This window comes from Bacillus sp. 17RED48, from assembly GCF_019837545.1.
GTDB lineage: Bacteria > Bacillota > Bacilli > Bacillales > Bacillaceae_G > Bacillus_A > Bacillus_A wiedmannii.
In genome coordinates this window covers 12591-34433 of sequence record NZ_JADAXG010000010.1, presented here as the reverse complement: position 1 = coordinate 34433, position 21843 = coordinate 12591, and the positions used below count along the sequence as shown (strand labels likewise).

Here is a 21843-nt window from a genome sequence, read left to right as displayed (position 1 = left end):
ATACAAGTATGAGAGTATCAGTTGTTATTCCAGTGCATAATGAAGCGAGTACTTTATCACAAGTTTTAGTAGAAGTGGAGAAGCTTGAACCATATGAAATTATCGTAGTAGATAATGGATCGACAGATGGGACGAAAGAAATAGCGTCACGACATCATTGCCAAGTAATTTATTATCAATATTCTTTTGGCAATGATGTTGGACGGGCAATCGGAGCAAGAGAAGCGAAAGGTGACATTGTTTTGTTTTTAGATGGTGATATCGTCATTGATAGCAAAGAGTTGCAACGTTTCGTAAAAGGAATTCAGCAAGGCCACCAAATTTTTGTGAATAATTTAACATGGTCCGTTTATTTAAAGATGAGACCGCATTATACGACAGTTGGCAAGTGTATGTTGAATCGTTATTTGAATAAAAAAGATCTTGTTGTTGGATCTTTAATCGCAATTCCACATGCAATGAGTAGGGACGTTATTCAGAAATTTGGTTGGTGGAATTTAGCAGATCCAGCGCTGTTTCAAGCGATGGCGATGTCTAGAGGAGTAGATATTGTCGATACGGCTTCGGTCGATGTTATTCATACAAATAAAGTGCGTCCTGTGCATACTGGTACATCACCCGATTCGCCTTATCCGAAAGCGACTAGTCGTATTATGGGAGATCATTTACGTGCTTTGCAATACGTAATCGAAATATATGGTAAGCGTGGTGGTTTTTCGGAAGGAAATAGGGATAGAGGGTTTATAGGAAAGTATAAACCAGTTGTATTACAAAAGAAAAAAGCGAAATATAGTGCGATCATCCCCGTATCAGAAGAGAAAATGACGATAAGGTCTGTTATACAAGAAGTAAAAAAAGCAGGTGTAGATGAAATTATAGTGGTTGCGAATGGAGCTGATATTGAGACAAGTAAACAAGCAAAGTTAGAGAATGTGATCGTTATTGAATTCGAGGAAGCTCTCGGGCATAATGTGGCCCGAGCGATAGGCGCTATGCATGCCACGGCCGATATTTGTTTATTTGTCGATGGTGATTTTGTTATTCCGGGAAAAAAACTAATTCCATTTTTACATGCTATTGAAGATGGGTATGATGTGGCATTAAATGACTTACAGTGTTTATTAGATATGTTTCATCCGGCAGATCCAATTAGCATGGGGAAATATTTTGTGAATTTAGTAGCAAAACGACCAGATTTATGGAATAACTCATTAACGGCAGTACCACATGCTATGCATAAAAAGGTAATAGAACAAATAGGATATGACTCTCTCGTTATTCCTCCATTAGCTCAAATGAAAGCTATTTTGGAGGGATTTTCTATTACAGCAGTAGAATTTGTGGATGTAATAAAAACAAATCGAGTACGCCCAGAGCAACATGGATTTGTAAATGGACGTATTCCGGCATTTGACCGTATTTTCGGTGATCAACTTGAGGCGATTGCACATTTATTACAATCCACAGACGAACGCGGGAGTTTTACAGATGGAGAGCGGGATAGAAATATAATTCAACAATTGAGAAAGGAAGAAGAGAATACAAATGAATGTTAGTAGTACAGTTGCCATTATCGGATTAGGATATGTTGGCCTTCCTTTGGCAGTCCATTTTGCAGAGAGAGGACATACAGTACTTGGATTAGATAAAGATACTAGAAAAATAGAATCAATTGTAAAAGGAGAAAGTTATATTCCGGATGTTTCTTCTAAATTGTTACAAAGTTTATTGGCTAAAAAAAAATTAATAGTAAATACACCGGATCAAGGTATTGCTGATTTTCAAAATAGTGATTATGTTATTGTCACTGTCCCGACTCCAATTAATGAACAAAGAGAACCAGACTTAAGTGCCCTCATTTCAGCTTCGCATTATATACAACAAAACCTTCAAAAAGGACAAACCTTCATTTTCGAAAGCTCCACATATCCAGGTACGCTCGAGGAAGTTATTATTCCGATTGTTTCTCAAGGCGGCCAAAAGGTAGGAGAAGATTTCTATATCGGATATTCTCCTGAGAGAATTGATCCAGCAAATAGTCAATATTCCGTTCAGGATATTCCAAAGGTTATTAGTGGACAAACTGAACAGTGCAAACAAAAGGTACAGGATTTATATAGCACAATTTTCGATGTAGTCGTTCCTGTTAGCTCTCCAAAAGTAGCGGAAATGTGTAAGTTATTTGAAAATATTCAGCGCCTAGTCAACATTTCATTAGTAAATGAGTTAAACACACTATGTGAAAGTTTAGGAATTGATTTTTATGAGGCGCTTGAAGCTGCATCTACAAAACCGTTTGGATTTACCCCATATTGGCCAGGACCAGGAATAGGGGGACATTGTATTCCAGTAGATCCTTTATATTTCCAATGGAGAATAAAAAAGAATGGGACAATTAGTAAATTAATTGAAGCAGCACATGTGATTAATGAAGAAATGCCAGAGAAAATAGTCCGGAAAGTAAAAGGCATGGTGCAATCACCTGCATCAGTTTTAATTGTAGGAATTGCGTATAAGAAAGATGTAAATGATTTGAGAGAATCACCGGCTTTACCAATTATTGAATTGTTAATAAAAGAAGGATATGAGATAGAATATCACGATCCATATATTTCTTCTGCAAAATTTGGAGATAAGTTGTACCAATCTGTTTCTTTGGATGAACAAGTCATTAAACAAGCGGATTGTATTTTAATTTTAACTGATCACTCTAATATCGATTGGAAGCTTTTTAAAGGAATGAAGCGAGTAATAGATACACGTGGAATTATAAAGAAGGTGAGTGTATGAGTAAGAAATGTTTAATTACAGGTGGAGCAGGATTCATTGGATCGCATCTAGCCGAAGAATTGGTGAAAAGAGGAAATGAAGTCACGATTGTGGATAACTTCTATAAAGGAAAAAATAAATATCATGATGAGTTAATGAAAGAAATTCGGGTTATTCCAATAAGCGTTTTAGATAAAAATTCTATTTATGAATTAGTAAATCAACATGATGTAGTGTTTCATTTAGCAGCAATTTTAGGTGTGAAAACGACAATGGAAAAGAGTATAGAGCTTATTGAAACGAATTTTGATGGAACGAGAAACATTTTACAAGCAGCGCTAAAAGGAAAGAAGAAAGTAGTCTTTGCGTCTACTTCAGAAGTATATGGTAAGGCAAACCCACCTTTCTCTGAAGAGGGGGATCGATTATACGGGGCAACTTCTAAAATACGTTGGAGTTATGCAGTGTGTAAAACGTTAGAAGAAACATTATGTTTAGGCTACGCATTAGAAGGTTTACCGGTAACGATTGTTCGTTATTTTAATATTTATGGTCCAAGAGCGAAAGATGGTCCGTATGCAGGGGTAATCCCACGATTTATCAGTGCGGCCCTGCAAGGAGAAGACATTCTCGTATATGGAGATGGAAAGCAGACACGTTGCTTTACGTATGTAAGTGATGCGGTGGAGGCAACGATCCGGGCAATGGATGAGAAGGTAAATGGTGAGATTATTAATATAGGTTCTGAGAACGAAAAGAGTATAAAAGATGTAGCAGAAGTAATTAAAAAGCTAACGAAATCTTCTTCAAAGATTGTCCAAGTTCCTTTCGAAGAGGTATACCCACATGGCTTTGAAGAAATTCCAAATAGAAGACCAGATGTAACGAAATTAAAAGAACTTGTGCAGTTTCAAGCGACAGTAACGTGGGAACAAGGATTGAAAGAAACTATTAAATGGTTTCGTGAAGAAAACAATGGCTAAGTCGCTGTCGGTTATTATACCTGTATGTAATGAAGCGGATACGATTTCGGACGTTATTCAATCGGTAAAAGGATTAAATCCAGTAGAGGTTATTGTAGTAGCAAACGGTTGTAAGGATGGTACAGAAGAGGTTGCTGATCGTTTAGGGTGTAAAGTAATCAAGTATACAGAGCTACTAGGGAATGATGTTGGCCGTGCGGTTGGTGCAAAACATGCGATAGGTGATGTATTACTATTTATAGATGGAGATTTTGCTATTCAAACTTCAAAATTACAATTATTCCTGAATCCAATTTTACATGATCAGGCCGACATCGTTTTAAATAATTTGGACGCATTATTTTTAAAGAAACAAAAACCGCACTCTGTGACAGTATGGCGCCAAATATTAAATGCAATGTTAGAGCGTGAAGAGTTAAAAATTGATTCTTTATTATCTGTACCTCATGCGTTGACGAAAGAAGTTGTTCAAAGCATTGGATATGAATGTTTCGTTAATCCTATTGTAGCTCATTTACGCCTAGTACAAAGCAAATGGAGAATGAGTCGTCATTGTGCAATTGACGTTATTACGCCGAATAAATTTCGGCCAACCGAGCATGCTGCGTATGGAACGGGTCTTTCTCAATCTGAAAAACGGATGATAGGTGATCATATAGAAGCTGTAGCGGAGCGAATAGTAGGCAGTGATGAGCGCGGAGGGTATTATGATGGAAATAGGAAAAGAGAGTGTGTCTATCATACTTTAAGTTTCGAAGATTTTTATCAAGGATGGGGCGTTACATCTAAGTTGTATAAAGGAAAGCAATTATCGGTCATTATTCCTGTACAAGATGAAGAGAAAACAATTGGAAACGTAATAGAAGAGCTTCGCAAAATTGAACCTTTTGAAATTATCGTTGTTGTAAATGGTTCATCTGATAAAACAGCAACGATTGCAAAAGACAAGGGAGCAACAACAATTGTATATAAAGAAGCACTGGGTAACGATGTGGGGCGTTCACTTGGAACTTATTTCGCCAAAGGAGAAATTGTGTTATTTATAGACGGTGATTTTGTTATTCCAGCTAGTGAGCTATATCCATTTGCAAAAGCTATTGCAGATGGAATGGATGTCGCATTAAATGATCTAAATCATTATTTAGATTTAAGAGTACCGCTTCATCTTGTAACTGCATTTAAATATGCATTAAATTTAGCTTGTGATAGAAAAGATTTAGGAGTAGGCTCTCTTATCGCTGTACCGAATGCGTTTAGCCGTAAGTGTTTGAAAGAAATCGGGTATAGATCTTTACTGTCACCTTGTGTAGCCCAAGTGAAAGCTATTCTGTCAGGATTCGAAATTGCGTGTGTAAGTCGTGTAGAGGTCGATAAGATGAACCGCATTCGTCCCAGTGAACATTTTGCAAAAATAGGTCATCCTCCAGCTGTTTTGCGAATTATAGGTGATCATATAGAAGGATTAGAGCAATTAATTGTATTAGAAGGCAGCCGTGGTGGATTCTATGATGGGAATAGAAAAAGAGATGTTTTAGAGTAGTAACAAAAAAAGTGTACAACATATGTACACTTTTTTGTTCTGTTATAAAAACTATAACAGATTAGGAGATAAGAGTATTACAGCTCTACAATGGGTATTGTTCTTATATTACAAAATAGGACTCGTATATAAGGATACCAAAAAAATACAATTAAGGAAAGGGTTAATTATAAAGACTTTTAAGTGAAGTTAACACTACGCATATAGTAGTTTGCTCAACTTTTCACAAACATGTCACAACTATTTCGTTCACTTTAGCAAAAAAGTAGTATTCTAAGTGTGTAAGCTGTTATATAAAAAATCTTAGTCCTGTACTAATCAAAAATGGAGGAGATTAGGATGACTCAAGTATTAGAAAATGTTAAAAACGCATGGGAAAACTTTAAAGGTGAAAAATGGAAAGCAGAGATTGATGTTCGCGATTTCATTTTAAATAATGTAAACGTTTTCGAAGGGGATGAATCTTTCTTAGCGGGAGCAACTGAAGCAACGAAACAACTTTGGGATCAAGTAATGGATTTAACAACGAAAGAACGTGAAAACGGTGGCGTTCTTGATATGGATACAAAAATTGTTTCTTCTATTACATCACATGAACCAGGATATTTAAATAAAGATATTGAAAAAGTAGTTGGTTTCCAAACTGAAAAACCATTTAAACGTTCTTTACAACCATATGGTGGTATTCGTATGGCGGAACAAGCTTGTGAATCTTATGGATACGAAATGGATAAAGAACTTAGCAGTATTTTCAGAGACTGGAGAAAAACGCATAATCAAGGTGTATTTGATGCATATACACCAGAAATGAAAGCGGCTCGTAAATCAGGTGTAATTACTGGTCTTCCAGATGCATACGGACGTGGACGTATTATCGGTGACTACCGACGCGTAGCATTATATGGTATTGATCATTTAATTGAAGTGAAAAAAGCTGATTTGAATTTAACTGGCGGTGTAATGAGCGAAGATACAATGCGTTTACGCGAAGAGTTATCTGAGCAAATGCGTGCACTTCAAGAGTTAAAACAAATGGCTGCTTCTCATGGCTTTGATATTTCTAAGCCTGCAAAAAATACACAAGAAGCATTCCAATGGTTATACTTCGCATATCTTGCAGCGATTAAAGAGCAAAATGGAGCTGCAATGAGTCTTGGACGTACTTCTACATTCTTAGATATTTATATTGAAAGAGATTTAGCAAATGGTACTTTGACAGAAGAAGAAGTACAAGAAATTGTGGATCACTTCATTATGAAATTACGTCTTGTGAAATTTGCAAGAACACCTGATTATAATGAATTATTCTCTGGTGATCCAACTTGGGTAACTGAGTCTATCGGTGGTATGGCATTAGATGGACGTGCATTAGTAACAAAGAACTCATTCCGTTTCTTGCATACATTAGATAATTTAGGACCAGCTCCAGAACCAAACTTAACAGTTCTTTGGTCTAAACAATTACCGCAGAACTTTAAAAACTACTGTGCAAAAATGTCTATTAAAACATCAGCAATTCAATATGAAAATGATGACATTATGCGTGCTGACTACGGTGATGACTACGGAATTGCTTGTTGTGTATCTGCAATGAGAATTGGTAAACAAATGCAATTCTTCGGCGCACGTGCAAACTTAGCAAAAGCATTACTATATGCGATTAACGGTGGTAAAGATGAAAAATCTAAAGCACAAGTTGGTCCTGAGTACGCACCTATTACTTCTGAAGTATTAGATTATGAAGAAGTTATGCATAAGTTTGATATGACAATGGAATGGTTAGCGGGTCTATATTTAAACACATTAAATGTTATTCATTACATGCATGATAAATATAGCTACGAACGTATTGAAATGGCACTTCATGATACAACTGTTCTTCGTACAATGGCAACAGGTATCGCGGGTCTATCTGTAGTAGCAGACTCGTTAAGTGCAATTAAACACGCAAAAGTAAAACCAATTCGTGATGAAAGCGGTATTGCAGTTGACTTTGAAATCGAAGGAGATTTCCCTAAATACGGTAACAATGATGACCGTGTAGATGAAATCGCTGTAAATCTTGTAAAAACATTTATGAATAAACTTCGTAAACATAAAACATACAGAAATTCTGTTCATACAATGTCGATCTTAACAATCACATCTAACGTTGTATACGGTAAGAAAACTGGTAACACTCCAGATGGTCGCCGTACTGGAGAACCATTTGCACCAGGTGCGAACCCAATGCATGGCCGTGATACAAAAGGTGCATTAGCTTCATTATTATCTGTAGCTAAATTACCATATGAAGATGCACAAGATGGTATTTCTAATACATTCTCTATTATTCCAAAAGCACTTGGTAAAGAAGATGATGTACAAGTACGTAACTTAGTATCAATGCTTGATGGTTATGCAGTAAAAGAAGGCCATCACTTAAATATTAACGTATTTAATCGTGAAACATTAATGGATGCGATGGAACATCCTGAGAAATATCCACAATTAACAATTCGCGTATCTGGTTACGCTGTAAACTTTATTAAATTAACTCGTGAACAACAAATCGATGTAATTAATCGTACAATGCATGAAAGTATGTAAGTGAAAAAGTGTCCCTCTGCTTTTTATAAATAGCAGAGGGAGGCTGCTTCAATAAAGGAGGAAGTAACATGATAAAAGGAAGAATTCATTCTGTAGAGTCTTGTGGTACTGTTGATGGCCCAGGAATTCGTTATGTCATATTTACACAAGGGTGTTTATTACGTTGTCAATACTGTCATAATGCTGATACGTGGGAGATCGGTAAAGGAAAAGAAATAACAGTTGAAGAAGTAATGCAGGATGTGACATGTTACCTTCCTTTTATTGAAGCTTCTGGAGGCGGTATAACAGTTAGTGGTGGTGAACCATTATTACAGCTAGATTTCTTAATTGAATTATTTAAGAAATGTAAGGAAGTTGGAATCCATACCACAATTGATTCTTCGGGTGGTTGTTATTCTGAAGAACCAGAATTCCAAAATAAGCTAGATATTTTAATGGATTACACAGATTTAGTTTTATTGGATTTGAAACATATTGATTCAAAGAAACACCGTAAATTAACAGGGAAACCAAATGAACATATTTTACAATTTGCTCGTTATTTATCGGATAAAAATAAACCAATTTGGGTAAGACACGTATTAGTTCCTGGTGTTACGGATAATGAAGAGGATCTACAAAAATTATCTAGCTTTATTCAAAGCCTGTCTAATGTTCAGAAGGTTGAAGTGCTACCATATCATAAGCTTGGTGTATATAAATGGGAGGCACTTGGGCATAAGTATCCACTTGCGAATGTAGAACCACCTACTGAAAAAAATGTAGAGCAAGCAAGACATATTTTACAAGCAGTCTAATCCAAATATTGGATTAGGCTTTTTGCTTTCTTTACAATAAAACCTAGAGTATGTATATAGAAAAGAGTATACTGAAAATAGAATATCCATATTTTTGTAAGGAATAAGTGGAGAAATTTACATAATTGTAAAGGGAAATCAAAATAGTAAAAAGAATTAAGAAGTAAAAGAGTGAGTATCATGGAATAGAGAACATTTGTAAGTTATTGCGAAAGCTCTTATAGGAAAGTATAATGTAAAGATATGAGCACAGATAGGATTAAGGGGTCAATCTTATATGCTTTGCATATCCACGACAGGTACATAGCTGAAAGAGAAGTATTAGAATCTGTTTATGTAATTTTTAAGGAAAATGTTTTTCCTATTGTCGTATATGCAATATGGAGAAACAATAAGCTAGGAGTGGATTTGTTTGATAAAAAACCCCAAGGTTTTAATATTAACTGCACATTACGGTAATGGTCATGTGCAAGTAGCGAAAACATTAGAACAAACATTTCGCCAAAAAGGAATTAAAGATGTAATTGTATGCGATTTGTTCGGAGAATCACATCCAGTTATAACCGATATTACAAAATATTTATATTTAAAAAGTTATACAATAGGAAAAGAATTATACCGCTTGTTTTATTATGGCGTAGAAAAAATTTATGATAAAAAAATAGCATCTTGGTATGCGAATTTTGGAAGAAAACGTTTGAAATTACTTTTACAAGCAGAGAAACCGGATATTGTTATTAATACTTTTCCGATCATAGCTGTACCAGAGTTAAAAAAGCAAACAGGTATTTCAATTCCTGTGTATAACGTATTAACGGATTTTTGTGTGCACAAAATATGGATTCATCGGGAAGTAGATCGTTATTTTGTAGCAACTGATCACGTAAAAAAAATTATGATTGATATTGGTGTGCCCGCGGAGCAAATTGTTGAAACTGGAATTCCGATTCGTAGTAGTTTTGAGCTGAAGATCAATCCAGACATTATATATAATAAATATCAGTTATGTAAGAATAAAAAGATTTTACTAATTGTAGCAGGTGCTCATGGGGTATTAGGAAGTGTAAAAGAACTATGCCAATCATTTATGTCAGTACCTGATTTACAAGTAGTTGTCGTTTGTGGAAAAAATGAAGCGTTAAAACAGGATTTATTAGGGGTTCAGGAAAAAAATCCTGATGCATTAAAAGTATTTGGTTATGTTGAAAATATCGATGAATTATTCCGTGTTACTTCTTGTATGATTACGAAGCCGGGCGGTATTACGTTAAGTGAAGCGGCAGCATTGCAAGTACCTGTCATTTTATATAAACCTGTTCCAGGACAAGAAAATGAAAATGCGATGTACTTTGAAAGAAAAGGCGCTGCAGTTGTCATTCGTGATGATAGTGAGGTTTTTGCAAAGACAGAGGCGTTATTGCAAGATGATATGAAGCTTCTTCAAATGAAAGAAGCGATGAAAAGCATTTATCGTCCGGAGCCAGCTGGTCATATTGTGGATACAATTTTGACAGAAAACCATGTAGAACCGAATCATATACCTATTAAATCACCTGCTCTTGCACAATTATTTACTTAATATGAAACCCTCTTTTATATGTTTAAAGAGGGTTCTTTATTGTTTTATAAGATAAAGTGGTAACTTATCCACATGAAGATTACGCTTTCATTAAACAGTAAAGTCGAAATATTAACAACTATATCCACATTATCCACAATTTTTAGAAAACTATCCACAATTCTAACATTTACTATGCGTCACAACATATAAACTTGTGAAGGGTTTGTTGAATTTATTCACAATTCTATAAATTGTGTGGATAACGTTATCCACACAAAAAAGGTTCCTTATTTATAAGGAACCTTTTTTGTCTATTCTATCACGTAGAAAAAATATGTAATGAGAATGAATAATTAGGGGGGAAAACGTCTAATTATTCATTCTCACTTTAAATACTTTTCGAGCGATAACCCGCTGCGCGATCTGCTTTGCGAAATTCTCGTTGGTAGAGAACTTCTTGTGTACTAGATAATGTGTTTTTTGTTTTGTCACGTTTCTTTTTATCCATTACAAATCACCTCGTGTCCTAAAGTCACTATCTATCGTTTCCAAAGACATGGGGTGATATACGTATATGGCAAAATGTTAATGATTAATTATCTTTTCTGAAAATTTAGATTACGCTTCTTTTAATTGGTGAGCATCTTGGAACGTTGTATCTCGCATTGTAGCAAGTGTATATTGATCTTTTGGGATTTCATATAAGTTATATACTTCTTCATTTGCGTTAATTTCATCATAAACGGCTTTTCTTGTTTCGTTTGCTAGATTTACATATTGTAGTTTTTCGGCAGCTTTAATAGAACGAATATTTATTTTACGAATACGCATAAAGATTGTTTCAATATCTAATTCATAGAAAAGTTCACTAAAAAATGAATCTTTCGCCAATTTATTATAGCCTTTTCCATGATAGGGTTTGCCAAGCCATGTTCCGAGAAATCCGGCTTTTTCTTGCACATCAAATAAAGTAATTGTTCCGATAGGGTTACCCCATTCATCTAAAATTGTGCGTGAAATTAATTCCCCACGCTCTTCAGCTTCAATCGTTTGTTTCGTTAAAAATAAATACTCCTCATAAGAATAAGCCTTTTGACGCACAAAAGGGAAGACAGCTGGGTCCACCATTAACTCGTATAGAACGTGGCTGTCGTGTAAGTCGCGTTTTTTCAACATACTAACTCCTCCTCACACGAGGGTAGCATGACGAAAAAACACCCCACCCTCGAAATTTTTATATCAATCTTTAAAAAATTTCGGGGTGGGAATCGAACCCACTAGAACCAGTTTCTAACGCTGGTGGCGCACCATTTGCCTTCCCCATTCATCAATTTGAAAATGATAATCACGACACAAATTGATTATGGTTTCATTCAGTTTATAATCGTATAATACTTTATCTAGTCAAAAAAATAAACTAGTTTTTTTTATTTTTTTTGTAAATTATTTTTCCGTCAATCATGGTTAGTACAGGCTTGGCTAAATAATGGAAAGGATGATGAGTCCATAACACGAGATCAGCGTCTTTTCCAACCTCAATGCTTCCAATTCTATCCTCTAAACGTAAATTTCGTGCTGGAAATATAGTGATTCCTTCTAGTGCAGTTTTTTCGTCTAATCCTTCTCTTACTGCGACAGCAGCACAAACATTTAAATATTGAATTGGTGTATAAGGGTGATCTGTTGTTATAGAAACTTCCACTCCATTTTTCGATAATATATGGTAAGTATCCCATGTTTTGTTTTTAAGTTCGATTTTAGAACGGCGTGTAAGAGTGGGGCCAACTGAAACCTTCAAATTGTGTTTCGAAAGCTCTTCAACAATAAAGTGTCCTTCTGTACAATGTTCAATGCGTAAATCGAGATTGAACTCTGTTGCAAAGCGTAGAGCAGAACTAATATCATCTGCTCGGTGAGCGTGTATACGTACAGGTATTTCGCGGCGTAATGCTTTTAAGATAGGAAGCATTCGAAAATCAGCTTCATGTCCGTAGTGCTGTGCTTCATAGAATGATTCCCGAAGTAACCCCATAATTCCCATACGTGTTATGGATTCTTTTGTTCCATTACTATGGACCTTTTTAGGATTTTCTCCAAAGGCAATCTTTAAGCCGGCAGGTTCTTGAATAATCATATGATCAATACAAGTTCCAGCTGTTTTTATTACACAAGTCGTACCACCGATAATGTTTTGACTTCCTGGCATAACGTGAACAGTTGTGATTCCGTTTTGTACAGCATCTTGAAATGCAATATCAAAAGGGTGGATTCCGTCCAAAGAACGGATATGTGGTGTTGAAACTTCAGATGTTTCATTTGCATCATTGCCAGCCCAACCAGTACCTTCATCATAGAGACCAAGATGAGTATGGACATCAATAAATCCAGGTAAAAGATGAAGAGCACGAGCGTCTATAACTGTCATATCTTGAGTGGGTTGAATGGAAGGCTTGACCTCGGCAATTCTTTCTCCTATAACGAGTACATCCCCTTGAAATTTTTGGGATGTAATAGGATAGACAATGGCTTGTTTGAGCAATATTTTCATAGGTACCTCATTTCTGTTACTTTACAATGTTAATGGAATTTAAGGGAAAGTAACTGAAAGGTTATTTGTGTAATAATGCTCCGGATTCTAGAAAATGAAAGTTTTGAAAGGGGGCCCTGTAAAACTGTGTTTTAGAAGTACTACATTGTATGCGAAAGTACATTTTGTAATGCATGGTCTATTGCCGGAAATGTGTATTGATACCCATGTTCAATTGCTTTACTAGGTAATACATGTTGTCCTTCGAGTACAAGTATACTCATCTCACCCAATAAAGTGTGAAGCATAAATGAAGGGACAGGTAACCAATGAGGTTTTTTCATTATAGTTGCAATGGTTTCTCCAAATTCCTTCATTTTTATAGGTAGGGGAGCTGTGATGTTAAAAGGGCCATCAATTTCTTCTTTGTGTATGATGAAATCAATTAGGCGAACGACATCGTCTATATGAATCCATGATAACCATTGGTTTCCAGATCCAATTGTACCTCCAATATAGAATTGATAGGGGAGTAGCATTTTGGGAAGAGCTCCTCCGTCTGCGCCTAATACAACTCCAAGTCTTGCGTAGATTGTTCGCATTCCATGAGAACGTGCTTTAGATGCTTCTTGTTCCCATGAATATACTGTATTTGCTAAAAAGTCATTTCCAGGAATCTCATGCTGTTCTGTAAAAGACTCAGTTTCAGACGTTCCATAGTATCCAATAGCACTTGCGTTAATAAATGTATTTGGCTTTGTACCAAGTGTTTGCAATTGTTTAATGAGTCCTTTTGTTGTTTGAATTCTACTGTTTAAAATGGATTCCTTTTGTTTCTTTGTCCATCTACTATTAATAGACTCTCCAGCTAGGTTAATAACTACATCGATAGAAGAGAGGGGGAAGGTTTGTAAATCTGGTGTCCATTGTACATACTGAAGGTTAGGGTGGGAAGTTTCAGTAGTTTTGTTTCGAGTAAGAATGTAAACATTATATCCTTTTTGAATAAAAAAAGTAGAAAGGTATTTACCGATAAAGCCGGTACCACCAGAAATTGCGATTCTCACAATTATTTCCTCCTCATTATATATATTCTTGAAAAGCAAAAACGTTCCTTGACTATGTTAAAATAATAGAGAGGTGAGAGTATGGCTGTCATTACAAAAATAGAAGTGCAAAAACGATCGAAAGAACGGTTTAATATTTATATTGATAAAGGTCAAGGTGAAGAATACGGATTTAGTGTGGATCAAGTAATCTTAATGAAACATGGATTACAAAAAGGGTTAGAAATTGATGAACTAGCGTTAGGAAATATTTTATACAATGAAGAGGTACAAAAAGCATATTTACAAGTAATTTCCTATCTATCCTATCAAATGAGAACAAAAAAAGAAGTAGAAGACTATTTACGAAAAAAAGAAGTGGGACAGGCCGTCATCTCTGAAGTCGTTTCGAAATTATTACATGATCGATATATTAATGATAAAGAGTACGCTGTTTTATATACGCGAACGCAAAGTAATGTGAATCGAAAGGGTCCAACTGTTATTAAAAGAGAGTTATTAAATAAAGGTGTTCAGGATCTAATCATTACACATAGTTTACAAGAATATCCGAAGGAAAAGCAAATTGAGAATGCTTTACTTCTTATAGAAAAGAAGAAAAGGTCTTATCAAAAGCATTCCTTTTTACAAATGAAGCTAAAGTTAGAAGAAATGCTTGTTCGTAAAGGATATTCTAGAGATGTGATTCAAATTTGTTTGGAAGAATTGAAAGACGAAAAAGATGACGAACAGCAACAAGAAGCGTTACACTATCATGGGAATAAATATTATGAGAAATATAAGAAGTATGATGGATGGACATTTGAAAATAAGATGAAACAAGCGTTATATCGCAAAGGATTCTCTATTGATGAGATAGATATATTTTTGCAGATGAAACGTGAAGAGGGATGAGGGGAATAAGATGAATATGCCAAAGCGCTACAGCGAAATGACACCACATGAGCTAAGGGAAGAAATTGGGGTTTTGAAAGAGCAAGCAATAAAGGCAGAGCAGCTTGGTATTGTAAATGAGTTCGATGTATTAATGCGAAAGATGGCAATGGCTCGTGCTTATATGACTGATATAAATAAATTTCATATTGGTGAGACATATGAATTAGTAGAAGAACCTGGTATATTATTTGAAATTACGTATTTCAACGGGGTATTTGCTTGGGGACATAAGCAAAATGATAATGAAGAGATTGGAATACCGATTTCTTTATTACAAGAAAAATGAAAACCAGAGAGCGAATATCTCTCTGGTTTTCATTTTTGGTAGGCGTTACAGGAGATAGGAGATTCTAAAATTGGCGTTTTTTACATTCATTCGCCAGTATAATGAGAGACTGGGTTTGTTGCGTCTGTCCGTTAACTTGCGCTTTTGCATGTTTCGGACGAGTCCACGTATGGTTAAATAATTCAGAACGACTATCTAAGCGATCACGGTAGCTCATCTTTATCACCTCGTGTAGGAAGTTAATTTTTTAGGTTGTACCTGTACTATTCTTCCTGCTGATTTGCAGCACGCATACGTTCTTGTGGGTGCGTGTTAATTGTGCCGTTAGGTCGTTTCGAAGCGAAGCGTGATTTCGCTTTCGGTTGACCATCGATTTTGCTGTTGTTTTTTGACTCAGACCAAAATTCGGCTTGTTTACCCATTGCGAACGCCCTCCTCATCATCAGTTGATACCTCTTTAAGAAGTATCACTTATAGAATGTGCAAAATAGAAGAAACTATCCTTTAGAAATTAAGGGAATAAATAGGTAAAAGGAGAATGGAATATGAATGATATTCACGAAACATTAACAAAAGAACTATTAGACAAAAATGACAAACTTTCTTACGCACAAGCTCGTGCGTGGGTTGAATTATTGTGGGAAGACTTTCAAACAACTTATGCTAAATCAGGTCGTTATCAAGGTGATGAAATGACTGAACAAGTGGTACGAACATGGATTAATAATCATGGAGGTCGCCTTCATGAAATGCGTACAAATAATCCGAAATATAGCCATTTAATCAATCAAGAAGATCATTTGAAACATTAAAAAAAGCGACTTAAGTCGCTTTTTTTTAATGTGGAAGTAATTCCAGTTTTTTTCGAAGTTTTTCTTCACTAAAAATCCATCCTGTATAGGAACTAATAATATTTAAATTGTGGTCGAGTTGAACGATTGCAACGAATGGATAATAATCTTTACTGCGATAGCGCAAATCAATGAAGCGAACTTCGTAATAATGATCATAATCGAAAATGTCCCAGCGATACACAGGAGAAAAAGATAGAAATGCTGAGATGTTTTCATCTTGTTTAGCTGCGCGCATAATAGCATTATCTGGGAACGGTATCCGGTCGAACTTATCATAGACCATGATGTTACCACGATGCCATCTAGCAACGTAGTAATAATCAGTTGTAACGATTGCTAAATGATAATGATAAAATCTGTAAGAAGGGGAAATGATTATTTTCTCCACATGATTGAAACGTTTATATACGATGCTACGTATGTTTCTATGCATCATAATCCGTCCGATATAGTAAACAATCATCAATATATACGCTGCTAAAGCAGTATACCCTTTATGGGAACCTACGAGCATACAAGCAATCGCGAGTAGGTGGATAAAGAAAATGACGGTATCAAATGTATTAATGATGCCGAGTGCTACCCATTTTTTTGTGAAGGGCCGTAATGCCTGTGTACCGTAGGCGTTGAAAATATCTACAAAGACATGAAGAAAGACGGCAATAAATGACCAAAGTAGTAGATGCAAATATGGAGCGTCTGAAAAGAAGGCGAAAGAGATGCCACTTATAAGGAATGACCAAAGAATCACTGCAGGAATGGAATGAGTAATCCCGCGATGATTTCTTATATATTTAGCGTTATTACGCAATTTTAAAACTGTATCGATGTCAGGAATATTGGAACCGGCAATTGTAGCAAACATAACTGCTTGTGGCCCAATATCACTTTGTGCTATGGCTGGATCTAACGTTGCCAAACTGCCTAGAGTAACGCCCATAACAAGGTGAGTGGCTGTGTCCATAGAAATTCACCTCCGTTTTTTATTAATGTAACTCTTTTTATTCGATACCTCAAGTCCTTTGCCTTCTATTTCCTATGTCATCTTACTTAAATTTTTTCCTAAAATCTTTATAATAGTACTTATATGCAAAAAAATGAGGGGGATCAAGTTTGACACTTGAAATATTAAATAATTTTAACATAGAGCAGTTTCAAAATGATTTAATTGGTTGGTTTGAAAAAGAGCAACGCGACTTACCGTGGCGTAAAAATAAAGATCCATACCGCGTTTGGGTTTCGGAAATTATGTTGCAGCAAACAAGGGTAGAAGCTGTAAAACCATATTACGCGAATTTTATGGGGAAGTTTCCTACTCTAGAGGCTTTGGCAAATGCTGATGATGAAGAAGTGTTAAAAGCATGGGAAGGTTTAGGGTATTATTCTAGAGCACGAAATTTACATGCGGCTGTAAAAGAAGTGAAAGAAGTATACGGCGGGATAGTACCGAGTGATGTAAAGAAAATTGAAAAGTTAAAAGGAGTTGGCCCATATACAAAAGGTGCTATTTTAAGTATCGCATATGGTATACCAGAGCCAGCAGTTGACGGAAATGTTATGCGTGTATTATCTCGCATTTTATCAGTATGGGATGACATTGCAAAACCAAAGACTAGAAAAGTGTTTGAAGAGATTGTGCGTGAAATTATTTCAGCTGAAAATCCATCTTATTTTAATCAAGGTTTGATGGAGTTAGGTGCACTAATTTGTATTCCCAAAAATCCAGCATGCTTACTTTGTCCTGTACGTGAACATTGCAGGGGATATGCTGAAGGTGTTCAAAAAGAACTACCAGTAAAAAGTAAAGCGAAAGCTCCTACAATGGTACCGATTGTTGCAGGAGTACTTCAAACAGAAGATGGTCGTTACGTCATTAATAAACGTCCAAGTACCGGGTTATTAGCTAACATGTGGGAGTTTCCAAATGCTGAACTTGGGGAAGGGATTCGGAATCAGAAAGAGCAGCTTATAGATTATATGAAGGAAAAATTTGAGCTCTCGATTTCTATTGAAGAATACGCAATGAATGTACAACATACATTTACTCATCGTACTTGGGATATATTTGTATTTTACGGAAAAGTAACCGGTGATATTGTTGAAACAGATACATTGAAATTTGTATCGAAAGAAGCTTTTGAACAGTTACCTTTCTCTAAATCGCATCGTACGATTTATGAGAGTTGTGTTGAGAAAATTACAATGCAATAAACAAAAAAAGTGTTCCCTAGATTGGGAACACTTTTTTAATCGTAAGAAATTTTTGTCCCATGAGTCCAACTAGCATCACCTTCTTGTAAGCCGCCCCTTGATTCGATTTCTATCACAATTTCTTTATAGATACTTTGACCTTCTGCATTTAAATACGGCAAAATCTGTTGTAATGAATGATGAAAATAAGCTAATTCATCTTCTTTCCATTCATTTTTTGAAATCATCGTTAGTTCAGTCATATCGCGTCCTATATACATATTTCCACCTCCATTTTCTATAGTTTGAATGAGTAACAAGAGATATATGCGGAATTTTTTCAAAAGAAAATTACGGATAGCTTCTAGTTGAATTGGTTACATTATTAATTGTGGAGGTGAGAAAGATGAGTAAAAAACAACAAGGTTATAACAAGGCAACTTCTGGTGCTAGCATTCAAAGTACAAATGCTAGTTATGGTACAGAGTTTGCGACTGAAACAAATGTACAAGCAGTAAAACAAGCGAATGCACAATCAGAAGCAAAGAAAGCACAAGCTTCTGGTGCACAAAGTGCAAACGCTAGTTATGGTACAGAATTTGCAACTGAAACAGACGTGCATGCTGTGAAAAAACAAAATGCACAATCAGCTGCAAAACAATCACAATCTTCTAGTTCAAACGAGTAATGAAAGAAAAACACTTCTCCATTTCGAGAGAAGTGTTTTCTTTGTGTGCGGGTCATTGTAATGAAAAGAAAGCGGACGACATAACTTCTAATAAGTCAACAAATGTAGTCAAAGGAGAAGGAAGTTAAAGATTAGAAATATGTAATGAGGAATAATAACTGATGAATAAATCTAAAAGGGGGTAAGTAATGAACGATTTTGATAAGTTGGTAGGAGAGCAATTGGAAACGATGGATGAGTTGTTAAAGTTACAAGCTCATCTAGAGAAATATCAGCAAATTGAAATCAGCGAAAAGGATACGTGCGATAAAAAGGAATTACATTTTATCCGCCAAGAAATATATAGAACAGAATTAGCGTTAAAACTGTTACATGAGAAATTTGAAGAGCAAACAAATAGTGTGATTCAATCTTTTGAAACTGAAAAAATGATTTCGAATTTAGGGTAAGGCATATTGTTACCTTCCGGTGAAAGGCCCTTCTTTAGATAGAAATAAGGAAGGGCTTTTTCTATTCCCATTTCCTCGTTTGTAAATCATTCAGCGAAGGCCCCGTCTCCTAAGAAGATTAGGGATATAGTATTCGGTGTGAAAAATAGAGTCTTGTGGCTTTAGTTTTAAAATTTCGACAAAAAAGTTATAATAGAAAAAAAGTGAATGCAGCTCAAAGGGCATTTGCAGTTGAAAGAAGGGAGCATATATGGGATTTCCCAAAGAAGGAGAAAAAGTACAAATACATAGTTATAAACATAATGGCTCCATTCATAGAATGTGGGAAGAGACAACAATTTTAAAAGGGACACAGAGTCTTGTTATCGGAGCAAATGATCGTACAGTAGTGACAGAATCAGATGGCCGAACATGGATTACTCGTGAACCAGCAATTTGTTATTTTCATGCAAACTATTGGTTTAATGTGATTGGGATGCTAAGGGAAGAGGGAGTATATTATTATTGTAATTTAGGCTCACCTTTTGCATATGATTCTGAAGCATTAAAGTACATTGATTATGATTTAGATATTAAAGTATATCCAGATATGACATATACGCTTTTAGATGAAGATGAGTATGAAAAGCATAGTCAAATTATGCAGTATCCACCTGTTATTGATACTATTTTAAAACGAAATGTAGCACAATTAACACAATGGATTCATCAAAGAAAAGGGCCATTCGCGCCAGATTTTGTAGATATGTGGTATGAAAGATATTTAATGTACAGAAATTAAAACAAACCTGCAGGGGATTTCCCGGCAGGTTTGTCCTATTAGAGGGGGGATTATGTGCAAGGTATAAAAAGATATTTGCACTTTGTTAAACCATATCGATGGCTTATTGCTATTACGATTATGATTGGTCTAGTTAAATTCGGCATCCCGCTTATTATGCCGTGGTTATTAAAATATATTATCGATGATGTAATTCAAGGTGGAGGGTCACTTCAAGATAAAACATCCCAATTAGTAACAGCCGTTGGGATTGCCTTTTTTATTTTTGCAGTAATAAGACCGCCAATTGAATATTATCGTCAATATTTCGCGCAGCGTATCGCAAATACAATACTATATGATTTGCGAAAACATATTTTTGGTCATTTGCAAAAGTTGAGTTTACGCTATTATTCGAACACAAAAACAGGGGAAATTATTTCACGTGTAATCCATGATGTAGAACAAACGAAGGATTTTGTAATTACTGGTTTGATGAATGTTTGGTTAGATACGGCAACAATTGCAATTGCTATTATTGTTATGTTTTCTATGAATATAAAATTGACATTTGTTGCGCTATTAATTTTACCTATTTATGTAGTGGCGGTGAAATATTTTTTCGGACGTCTTCGAAAATTGACGAAAGAGCGTTCACAAGCGTTAGCAACGATGCAAGGGTATTTACATGAACGTATTCAAGGGATGCAAGTGACACGTAGCTTTGCATTAGAAGAATATGAGGGTAAGCAGTTTGAAAAAAGAAATAATGAATTTTTGACGAAAGCGTTAACGCATACGAGTTGGACTGCAAGGACATTTTCAGCAGTGAATACGTTAACCGATTTAGGCCCGTTACTGGTGATCGGCTTTGCAGCATATGAAGTAATTCAGGGGCAGTTAACATTAGGGACTATGGTTGCCTTTGTTGGATATATGGATAGTTTGTATAGTCCGCTTCGCCGCCTTGTTAATTCCTCCACAACATTAACACAGTCTTTCGCATCGATGGATCGAGTGTTTGAATTGTTAGATGAAAAATACGATATTGTCAATGTGCCAAGTGCGGTACAAACGACAAAATTAAATGGTGAAGTGATATTTGATAATGTATCTTTTCGTTACAATTCGGATGAAAAAGAGATATTACATAACCTTTCGTTAACTATGTTGCCAGGAGAGAAGGTAGCACTTGTAGGAGCGAGTGGGGGAGGGAAGTCATCTCTTGCTAGCTTAATCCCACGTTTCTATGATGTTTCTTCAGGTGCAGTTTATGTAGATGGGATAGATGTTAGAAAGTATGATATGAGAAATTTACGTAGTCATATTGGAATTGTACTGCAAGATAATTTGTTATTTAGTGATACAATCGGGGCAAATATTTTATATGGAAATCCGAAAGCTACAGAGGAAGAAGTGATTGCAGCTGCTAAAGCTGCGCAAATTCATGATTTTATTATAGAGTTACCTGATGGCTATGATACTGTCGTTGGGGAACGCGGTGTGAAGTTATCTGGTGGGCAAAGGCAACGTGTAGCGATTGCAAGAGTGTTTCTAAAGAATCCATCGTTACTTATATTAGATGAGGCGACTTCCGCTTTAGATTTAGAAAATGAACGGTATATTCAGCAGGCGCTTCAGACGTTAGCTGCTGATCGGACGACGATCGTAATCGCACATCGATTGGCGACGATTACGCATATGGATACGATTATTTACATTGAAGATGGTGAAATTAAAGAAACAGGTTCTCATGAAGAGTTAATGAAAAAAAGAGGGTTTTATTACAATTTATATCAACTTCAACATATAACAGAAACAGCTCCTTTAGCGTAAAAGGAGCT

Annotated in this window: 23 protein-coding genes; 15 read left to right on the top strand and 8 right to left on the bottom strand. The window is 35.7% G+C overall.

What is annotated here, in order from left to right; all coding sequences use genetic code 11:
* Positions 1–8: 8 nt before the first annotated feature.
* From ILT06_RS27245 to ILT06_RS27215, 7 genes are all read left to right on the top strand, one after another.
* A complete protein-coding gene (locus tag ILT06_RS27245; RefSeq protein WP_103655511.1) occupies positions 9–1556 on the top strand; it encodes a glycosyltransferase family 2 protein in 1548 nt (515 codons plus the stop codon).
* Positions 1546–2790, top strand: coding sequence for a nucleotide sugar dehydrogenase (locus ILT06_RS27240; RefSeq protein WP_064477261.1), 1245 nt, complete (start codon positions 1546–1548; stop codon positions 2788–2790). Before ILT06_RS27245 ends, ILT06_RS27240 begins: the two co-directional genes overlap by 11 nt.
* Complete coding sequence (locus ILT06_RS27235) at positions 2787–3752, top strand: NAD-dependent epimerase/dehydratase family protein (protein WP_103655469.1); 966 nt, start codon at positions 2787–2789, stop codon at positions 3750–3752. The genes ILT06_RS27240 and ILT06_RS27235 overlap by 4 nt, the downstream gene beginning before the upstream one ends.
* The gene (locus ILT06_RS27230; protein WP_142387398.1) at positions 3745–5292 is read left to right on the top strand and encodes a glycosyltransferase family 2 protein; all 1548 of its coding nucleotides are present in this window, start codon (positions 3745–3747) and stop codon (positions 5290–5292) included. Before ILT06_RS27235 ends, ILT06_RS27230 begins: the two co-directional genes overlap by 8 nt.
* Before the next feature lie 339 nt (positions 5293–5631).
* Positions 5632–7881 carry a formate C-acetyltransferase gene (gene pflB / locus ILT06_RS27225; RefSeq protein WP_222655674.1) on the top strand — a complete coding sequence of 750 codons (2250 nt, stop codon included), beginning with the start codon at positions 5632–5634 and terminating at the stop codon, positions 7879–7881.
* A 68-nt stretch (positions 7882–7949) separates the two neighbouring features.
* The gene (pflA, locus tag ILT06_RS27220; protein WP_000589742.1) at positions 7950–8681 is read left to right on the top strand and encodes a pyruvate formate-lyase-activating protein; all 732 of its coding nucleotides are present in this window, start codon (positions 7950–7952) and stop codon (positions 8679–8681) included.
* 412 nt (positions 8682–9093) lie between these two features.
* Positions 9094–10260, top strand: a complete 1167-nt coding sequence (locus ILT06_RS27215; RefSeq protein ID WP_064477264.1) for a diglucosyl diacylglycerol synthase — start codon at positions 9094–9096, stop codon at positions 10258–10260.
* A gap of 370 nt (positions 10261–10630) precedes the next feature.
* Here the strand turns inward: ILT06_RS27215 and ILT06_RS27210 are convergent, their stop codons facing one another.
* From ILT06_RS27210 to ILT06_RS27195, 4 genes are all read right to left on the bottom strand, one after another.
* Positions 10631–10750: a YfhE family protein gene (locus ILT06_RS27210; protein ID WP_000358487.1), complete on the bottom strand. Its 120-nt coding sequence runs from the start codon at positions 10748–10750 to the stop codon at positions 10631–10633.
* Positions 10751–10860: 110 nt separating this feature from the next.
* The gene (locus ILT06_RS27205; protein ID WP_000914737.1) at positions 10861–11418 is read right to left on the bottom strand and encodes a GNAT family N-acetyltransferase; all 558 of its coding nucleotides are present in this window, start codon (positions 11416–11418) and stop codon (positions 10861–10863) included.
* Positions 11419–11659: 241 nt separating this feature from the next.
* Positions 11660–12790, bottom strand: coding sequence for an amidohydrolase (locus tag ILT06_RS27200; RefSeq protein ID WP_000698308.1), 1131 nt, complete (start codon positions 12788–12790; stop codon positions 11660–11662).
* Between the two features lie 140 nt (positions 12791–12930).
* On the bottom strand, positions 12931–13836 hold the full coding sequence (locus ILT06_RS27195) for a TIGR01777 family oxidoreductase (protein ID WP_064477265.1): 906 nt from the start codon (positions 13834–13836) through the stop codon (positions 12931–12933).
* 81 nt (positions 13837–13917) lie between these two features.
* Between ILT06_RS27195 and recX the strand changes: the two genes are divergently transcribed.
* Positions 13918–14730: a recombination regulator RecX gene (gene recX / locus ILT06_RS27190; RefSeq protein ID WP_103655467.1), complete on the top strand. Its 813-nt coding sequence runs from the start codon at positions 13918–13920 to the stop codon at positions 14728–14730.
* A gap of 10 nt (positions 14731–14740) precedes the next feature.
* The gene (locus ILT06_RS27185; RefSeq protein WP_001057030.1) at positions 14741–15058 is read left to right on the top strand and encodes a YfhH family protein; all 318 of its coding nucleotides are present in this window, start codon (positions 14741–14743) and stop codon (positions 15056–15058) included.
* A gap of 64 nt (positions 15059–15122) precedes the next feature.
* Here the strand turns inward: ILT06_RS27185 and ILT06_RS27180 are convergent, their stop codons facing one another.
* Positions 15123–15275 carry a YpzG family protein gene (locus tag ILT06_RS27180; RefSeq protein ID WP_000122093.1) on the bottom strand — a complete coding sequence of 51 codons (153 nt, stop codon included), beginning with the start codon at positions 15273–15275 and terminating at the stop codon, positions 15123–15125.
* A gap of 46 nt (positions 15276–15321) precedes the next feature.
* Positions 15322–15480 (bottom strand): small, acid-soluble spore protein K, encoded by a 159-nt coding sequence (locus ILT06_RS27175; RefSeq protein WP_000517891.1) that lies wholly within the window; start codon positions 15478–15480, stop codon positions 15322–15324.
* A gap of 123 nt (positions 15481–15603) precedes the next feature.
* On the opposite strand from ILT06_RS27175, the gene ILT06_RS27170 reads away from it, so the two are divergent.
* Positions 15604–15870, top strand: a complete 267-nt coding sequence (locus ILT06_RS27170; RefSeq protein ID WP_000997857.1) for a YfhJ family protein — start codon at positions 15604–15606, stop codon at positions 15868–15870.
* A gap of 25 nt (positions 15871–15895) precedes the next feature.
* Here ILT06_RS27170 and ILT06_RS27165 read toward each other — a convergent pair whose 3' ends face one another.
* Positions 15896–16876 carry a metal-dependent hydrolase gene (locus ILT06_RS27165; protein ID WP_064477267.1) on the bottom strand — a complete coding sequence of 327 codons (981 nt, stop codon included), beginning with the start codon at positions 16874–16876 and terminating at the stop codon, positions 15896–15898.
* Positions 16877–17025: 149 nt separating this feature from the next.
* Between ILT06_RS27165 and mutY the strand changes: the two genes are divergently transcribed.
* Positions 17026–18123 (top strand): A/G-specific adenine glycosylase, encoded by a 1098-nt coding sequence (gene mutY / locus ILT06_RS27160; RefSeq protein ID WP_064477268.1) that lies wholly within the window; start codon positions 17026–17028, stop codon positions 18121–18123.
* 35 nt (positions 18124–18158) lie between these two features.
* On the opposite strand, the gene ILT06_RS27155 is transcribed toward mutY, so the two are convergent.
* The gene (locus ILT06_RS27155; RefSeq protein ID WP_000275431.1) at positions 18159–18383 is read right to left on the bottom strand and encodes a hypothetical protein; all 225 of its coding nucleotides are present in this window, start codon (positions 18381–18383) and stop codon (positions 18159–18161) included.
* Between the two features lie 125 nt (positions 18384–18508).
* On the opposite strand from ILT06_RS27155, the gene ILT06_RS27150 reads away from it, so the two are divergent.
* The 4 genes from ILT06_RS27150 to ILT06_RS27135 all read left to right on the top strand — a co-directional run bounded on the left by ILT06_RS27150 (position 18509) and on the right by ILT06_RS27135 (position 21835).
* Entirely contained in the window at positions 18509–18790 is a 282-nt protein-coding gene (locus tag ILT06_RS27150; RefSeq protein ID WP_000039038.1) for a gamma-type small acid-soluble spore protein, read from the top strand.
* Positions 18791–18978: 188 nt separating this feature from the next.
* Positions 18979–19239 (top strand): YgaB family protein, encoded by a 261-nt coding sequence (locus ILT06_RS27145; RefSeq protein ID WP_000997573.1) that lies wholly within the window; start codon positions 18979–18981, stop codon positions 19237–19239.
* Between the two features lie 250 nt (positions 19240–19489).
* A complete protein-coding gene (gene ntdP / locus ILT06_RS27140) occupies positions 19490–20020 on the top strand; it encodes a nucleoside tri-diphosphate phosphatase (RefSeq protein WP_000506626.1) in 531 nt (176 codons plus the stop codon).
* Positions 20021–20074: 54 nt separating this feature from the next.
* Entirely contained in the window at positions 20075–21835 is a 1761-nt protein-coding gene (locus ILT06_RS27135) for an ABC transporter ATP-binding protein (protein ID WP_098102478.1), read from the top strand.
* The last annotated feature ends 8 nt before the right edge of the window (positions 21836–21843 follow it).

Bases quoted from the DNA above. Each gene is read 5' to 3' on its own strand.
- ILT06_RS27245 (WP_103655511.1), top strand. From the start codon at position 9: ATGAGAGTATCAGTTGTTATTCCAGTGCATAATGAAGCGAGTACTTTA.
- ILT06_RS27240 (WP_064477261.1), top strand. From the start codon at position 1,546: ATGAATGTTAGTAGTACAGTTGCCATTATCGGATTAGGATATGTTGGC.
- ILT06_RS27235 (WP_103655469.1), top strand. From the start codon at position 2,787: ATGAGTAAGAAATGTTTAATTACAGGTGGAGCAGGATTCATTGGATCG.
- ILT06_RS27230 (WP_142387398.1), top strand. From the start codon at position 3,745: ATGGCTAAGTCGCTGTCGGTTATTATACCTGTATGTAATGAAGCGGAT.
- pflB (WP_222655674.1), top strand. From the start codon at position 5,632: ATGACTCAAGTATTAGAAAATGTTAAAAACGCATGGGAAAACTTTAAA.
- pflA (WP_000589742.1), top strand. From the start codon at position 7,950: ATGATAAAAGGAAGAATTCATTCTGTAGAGTCTTGTGGTACTGTTGAT.
- ILT06_RS27210 (WP_000358487.1), bottom strand. From the start codon at position 10,750: ATGGATAAAAAGAAACGTGACAAAACAAAAAACACATTATCTAGTACA.
- ILT06_RS27205 (WP_000914737.1), bottom strand. From the start codon at position 11,418: ATGTTGAAAAAACGCGACTTACACGACAGCCACGTTCTATACGAGTTA.
- ILT06_RS27200 (WP_000698308.1), bottom strand. From the start codon at position 12,790: ATGAAAATATTGCTCAAACAAGCCATTGTCTATCCTATTACATCCCAA.
- recX (WP_103655467.1), top strand. From the start codon at position 13,918: ATGGCTGTCATTACAAAAATAGAAGTGCAAAAACGATCGAAAGAACGG.
- ILT06_RS27185 (WP_001057030.1), top strand. From the start codon at position 14,741: ATGAATATGCCAAAGCGCTACAGCGAAATGACACCACATGAGCTAAGG.
- ILT06_RS27180 (WP_000122093.1), bottom strand. From the start codon at position 15,275: ATGAGCTACCGTGATCGCTTAGATAGTCGTTCTGAATTATTTAACCAT.
- ILT06_RS27175 (WP_000517891.1), bottom strand. From the start codon at position 15,480: ATGGGTAAACAAGCCGAATTTTGGTCTGAGTCAAAAAACAACAGCAAA.
- ILT06_RS27170 (WP_000997857.1), top strand. From the start codon at position 15,604: ATGAATGATATTCACGAAACATTAACAAAAGAACTATTAGACAAAAAT.
- ILT06_RS27165 (WP_064477267.1), bottom strand. From the start codon at position 16,876: ATGGACACAGCCACTCACCTTGTTATGGGCGTTACTCTAGGCAGTTTG.
- ILT06_RS27155 (WP_000275431.1), bottom strand. From the start codon at position 18,383: ATGTATATAGGACGCGATATGACTGAACTAACGATGATTTCAAAAAAT.
- ILT06_RS27150 (WP_000039038.1), top strand. From the start codon at position 18,509: ATGAGTAAAAAACAACAAGGTTATAACAAGGCAACTTCTGGTGCTAGC.
- ILT06_RS27145 (WP_000997573.1), top strand. From the start codon at position 18,979: ATGAACGATTTTGATAAGTTGGTAGGAGAGCAATTGGAAACGATGGAT.
- ntdP (WP_000506626.1), top strand. From the start codon at position 19,490: ATGGGATTTCCCAAAGAAGGAGAAAAAGTACAAATACATAGTTATAAA.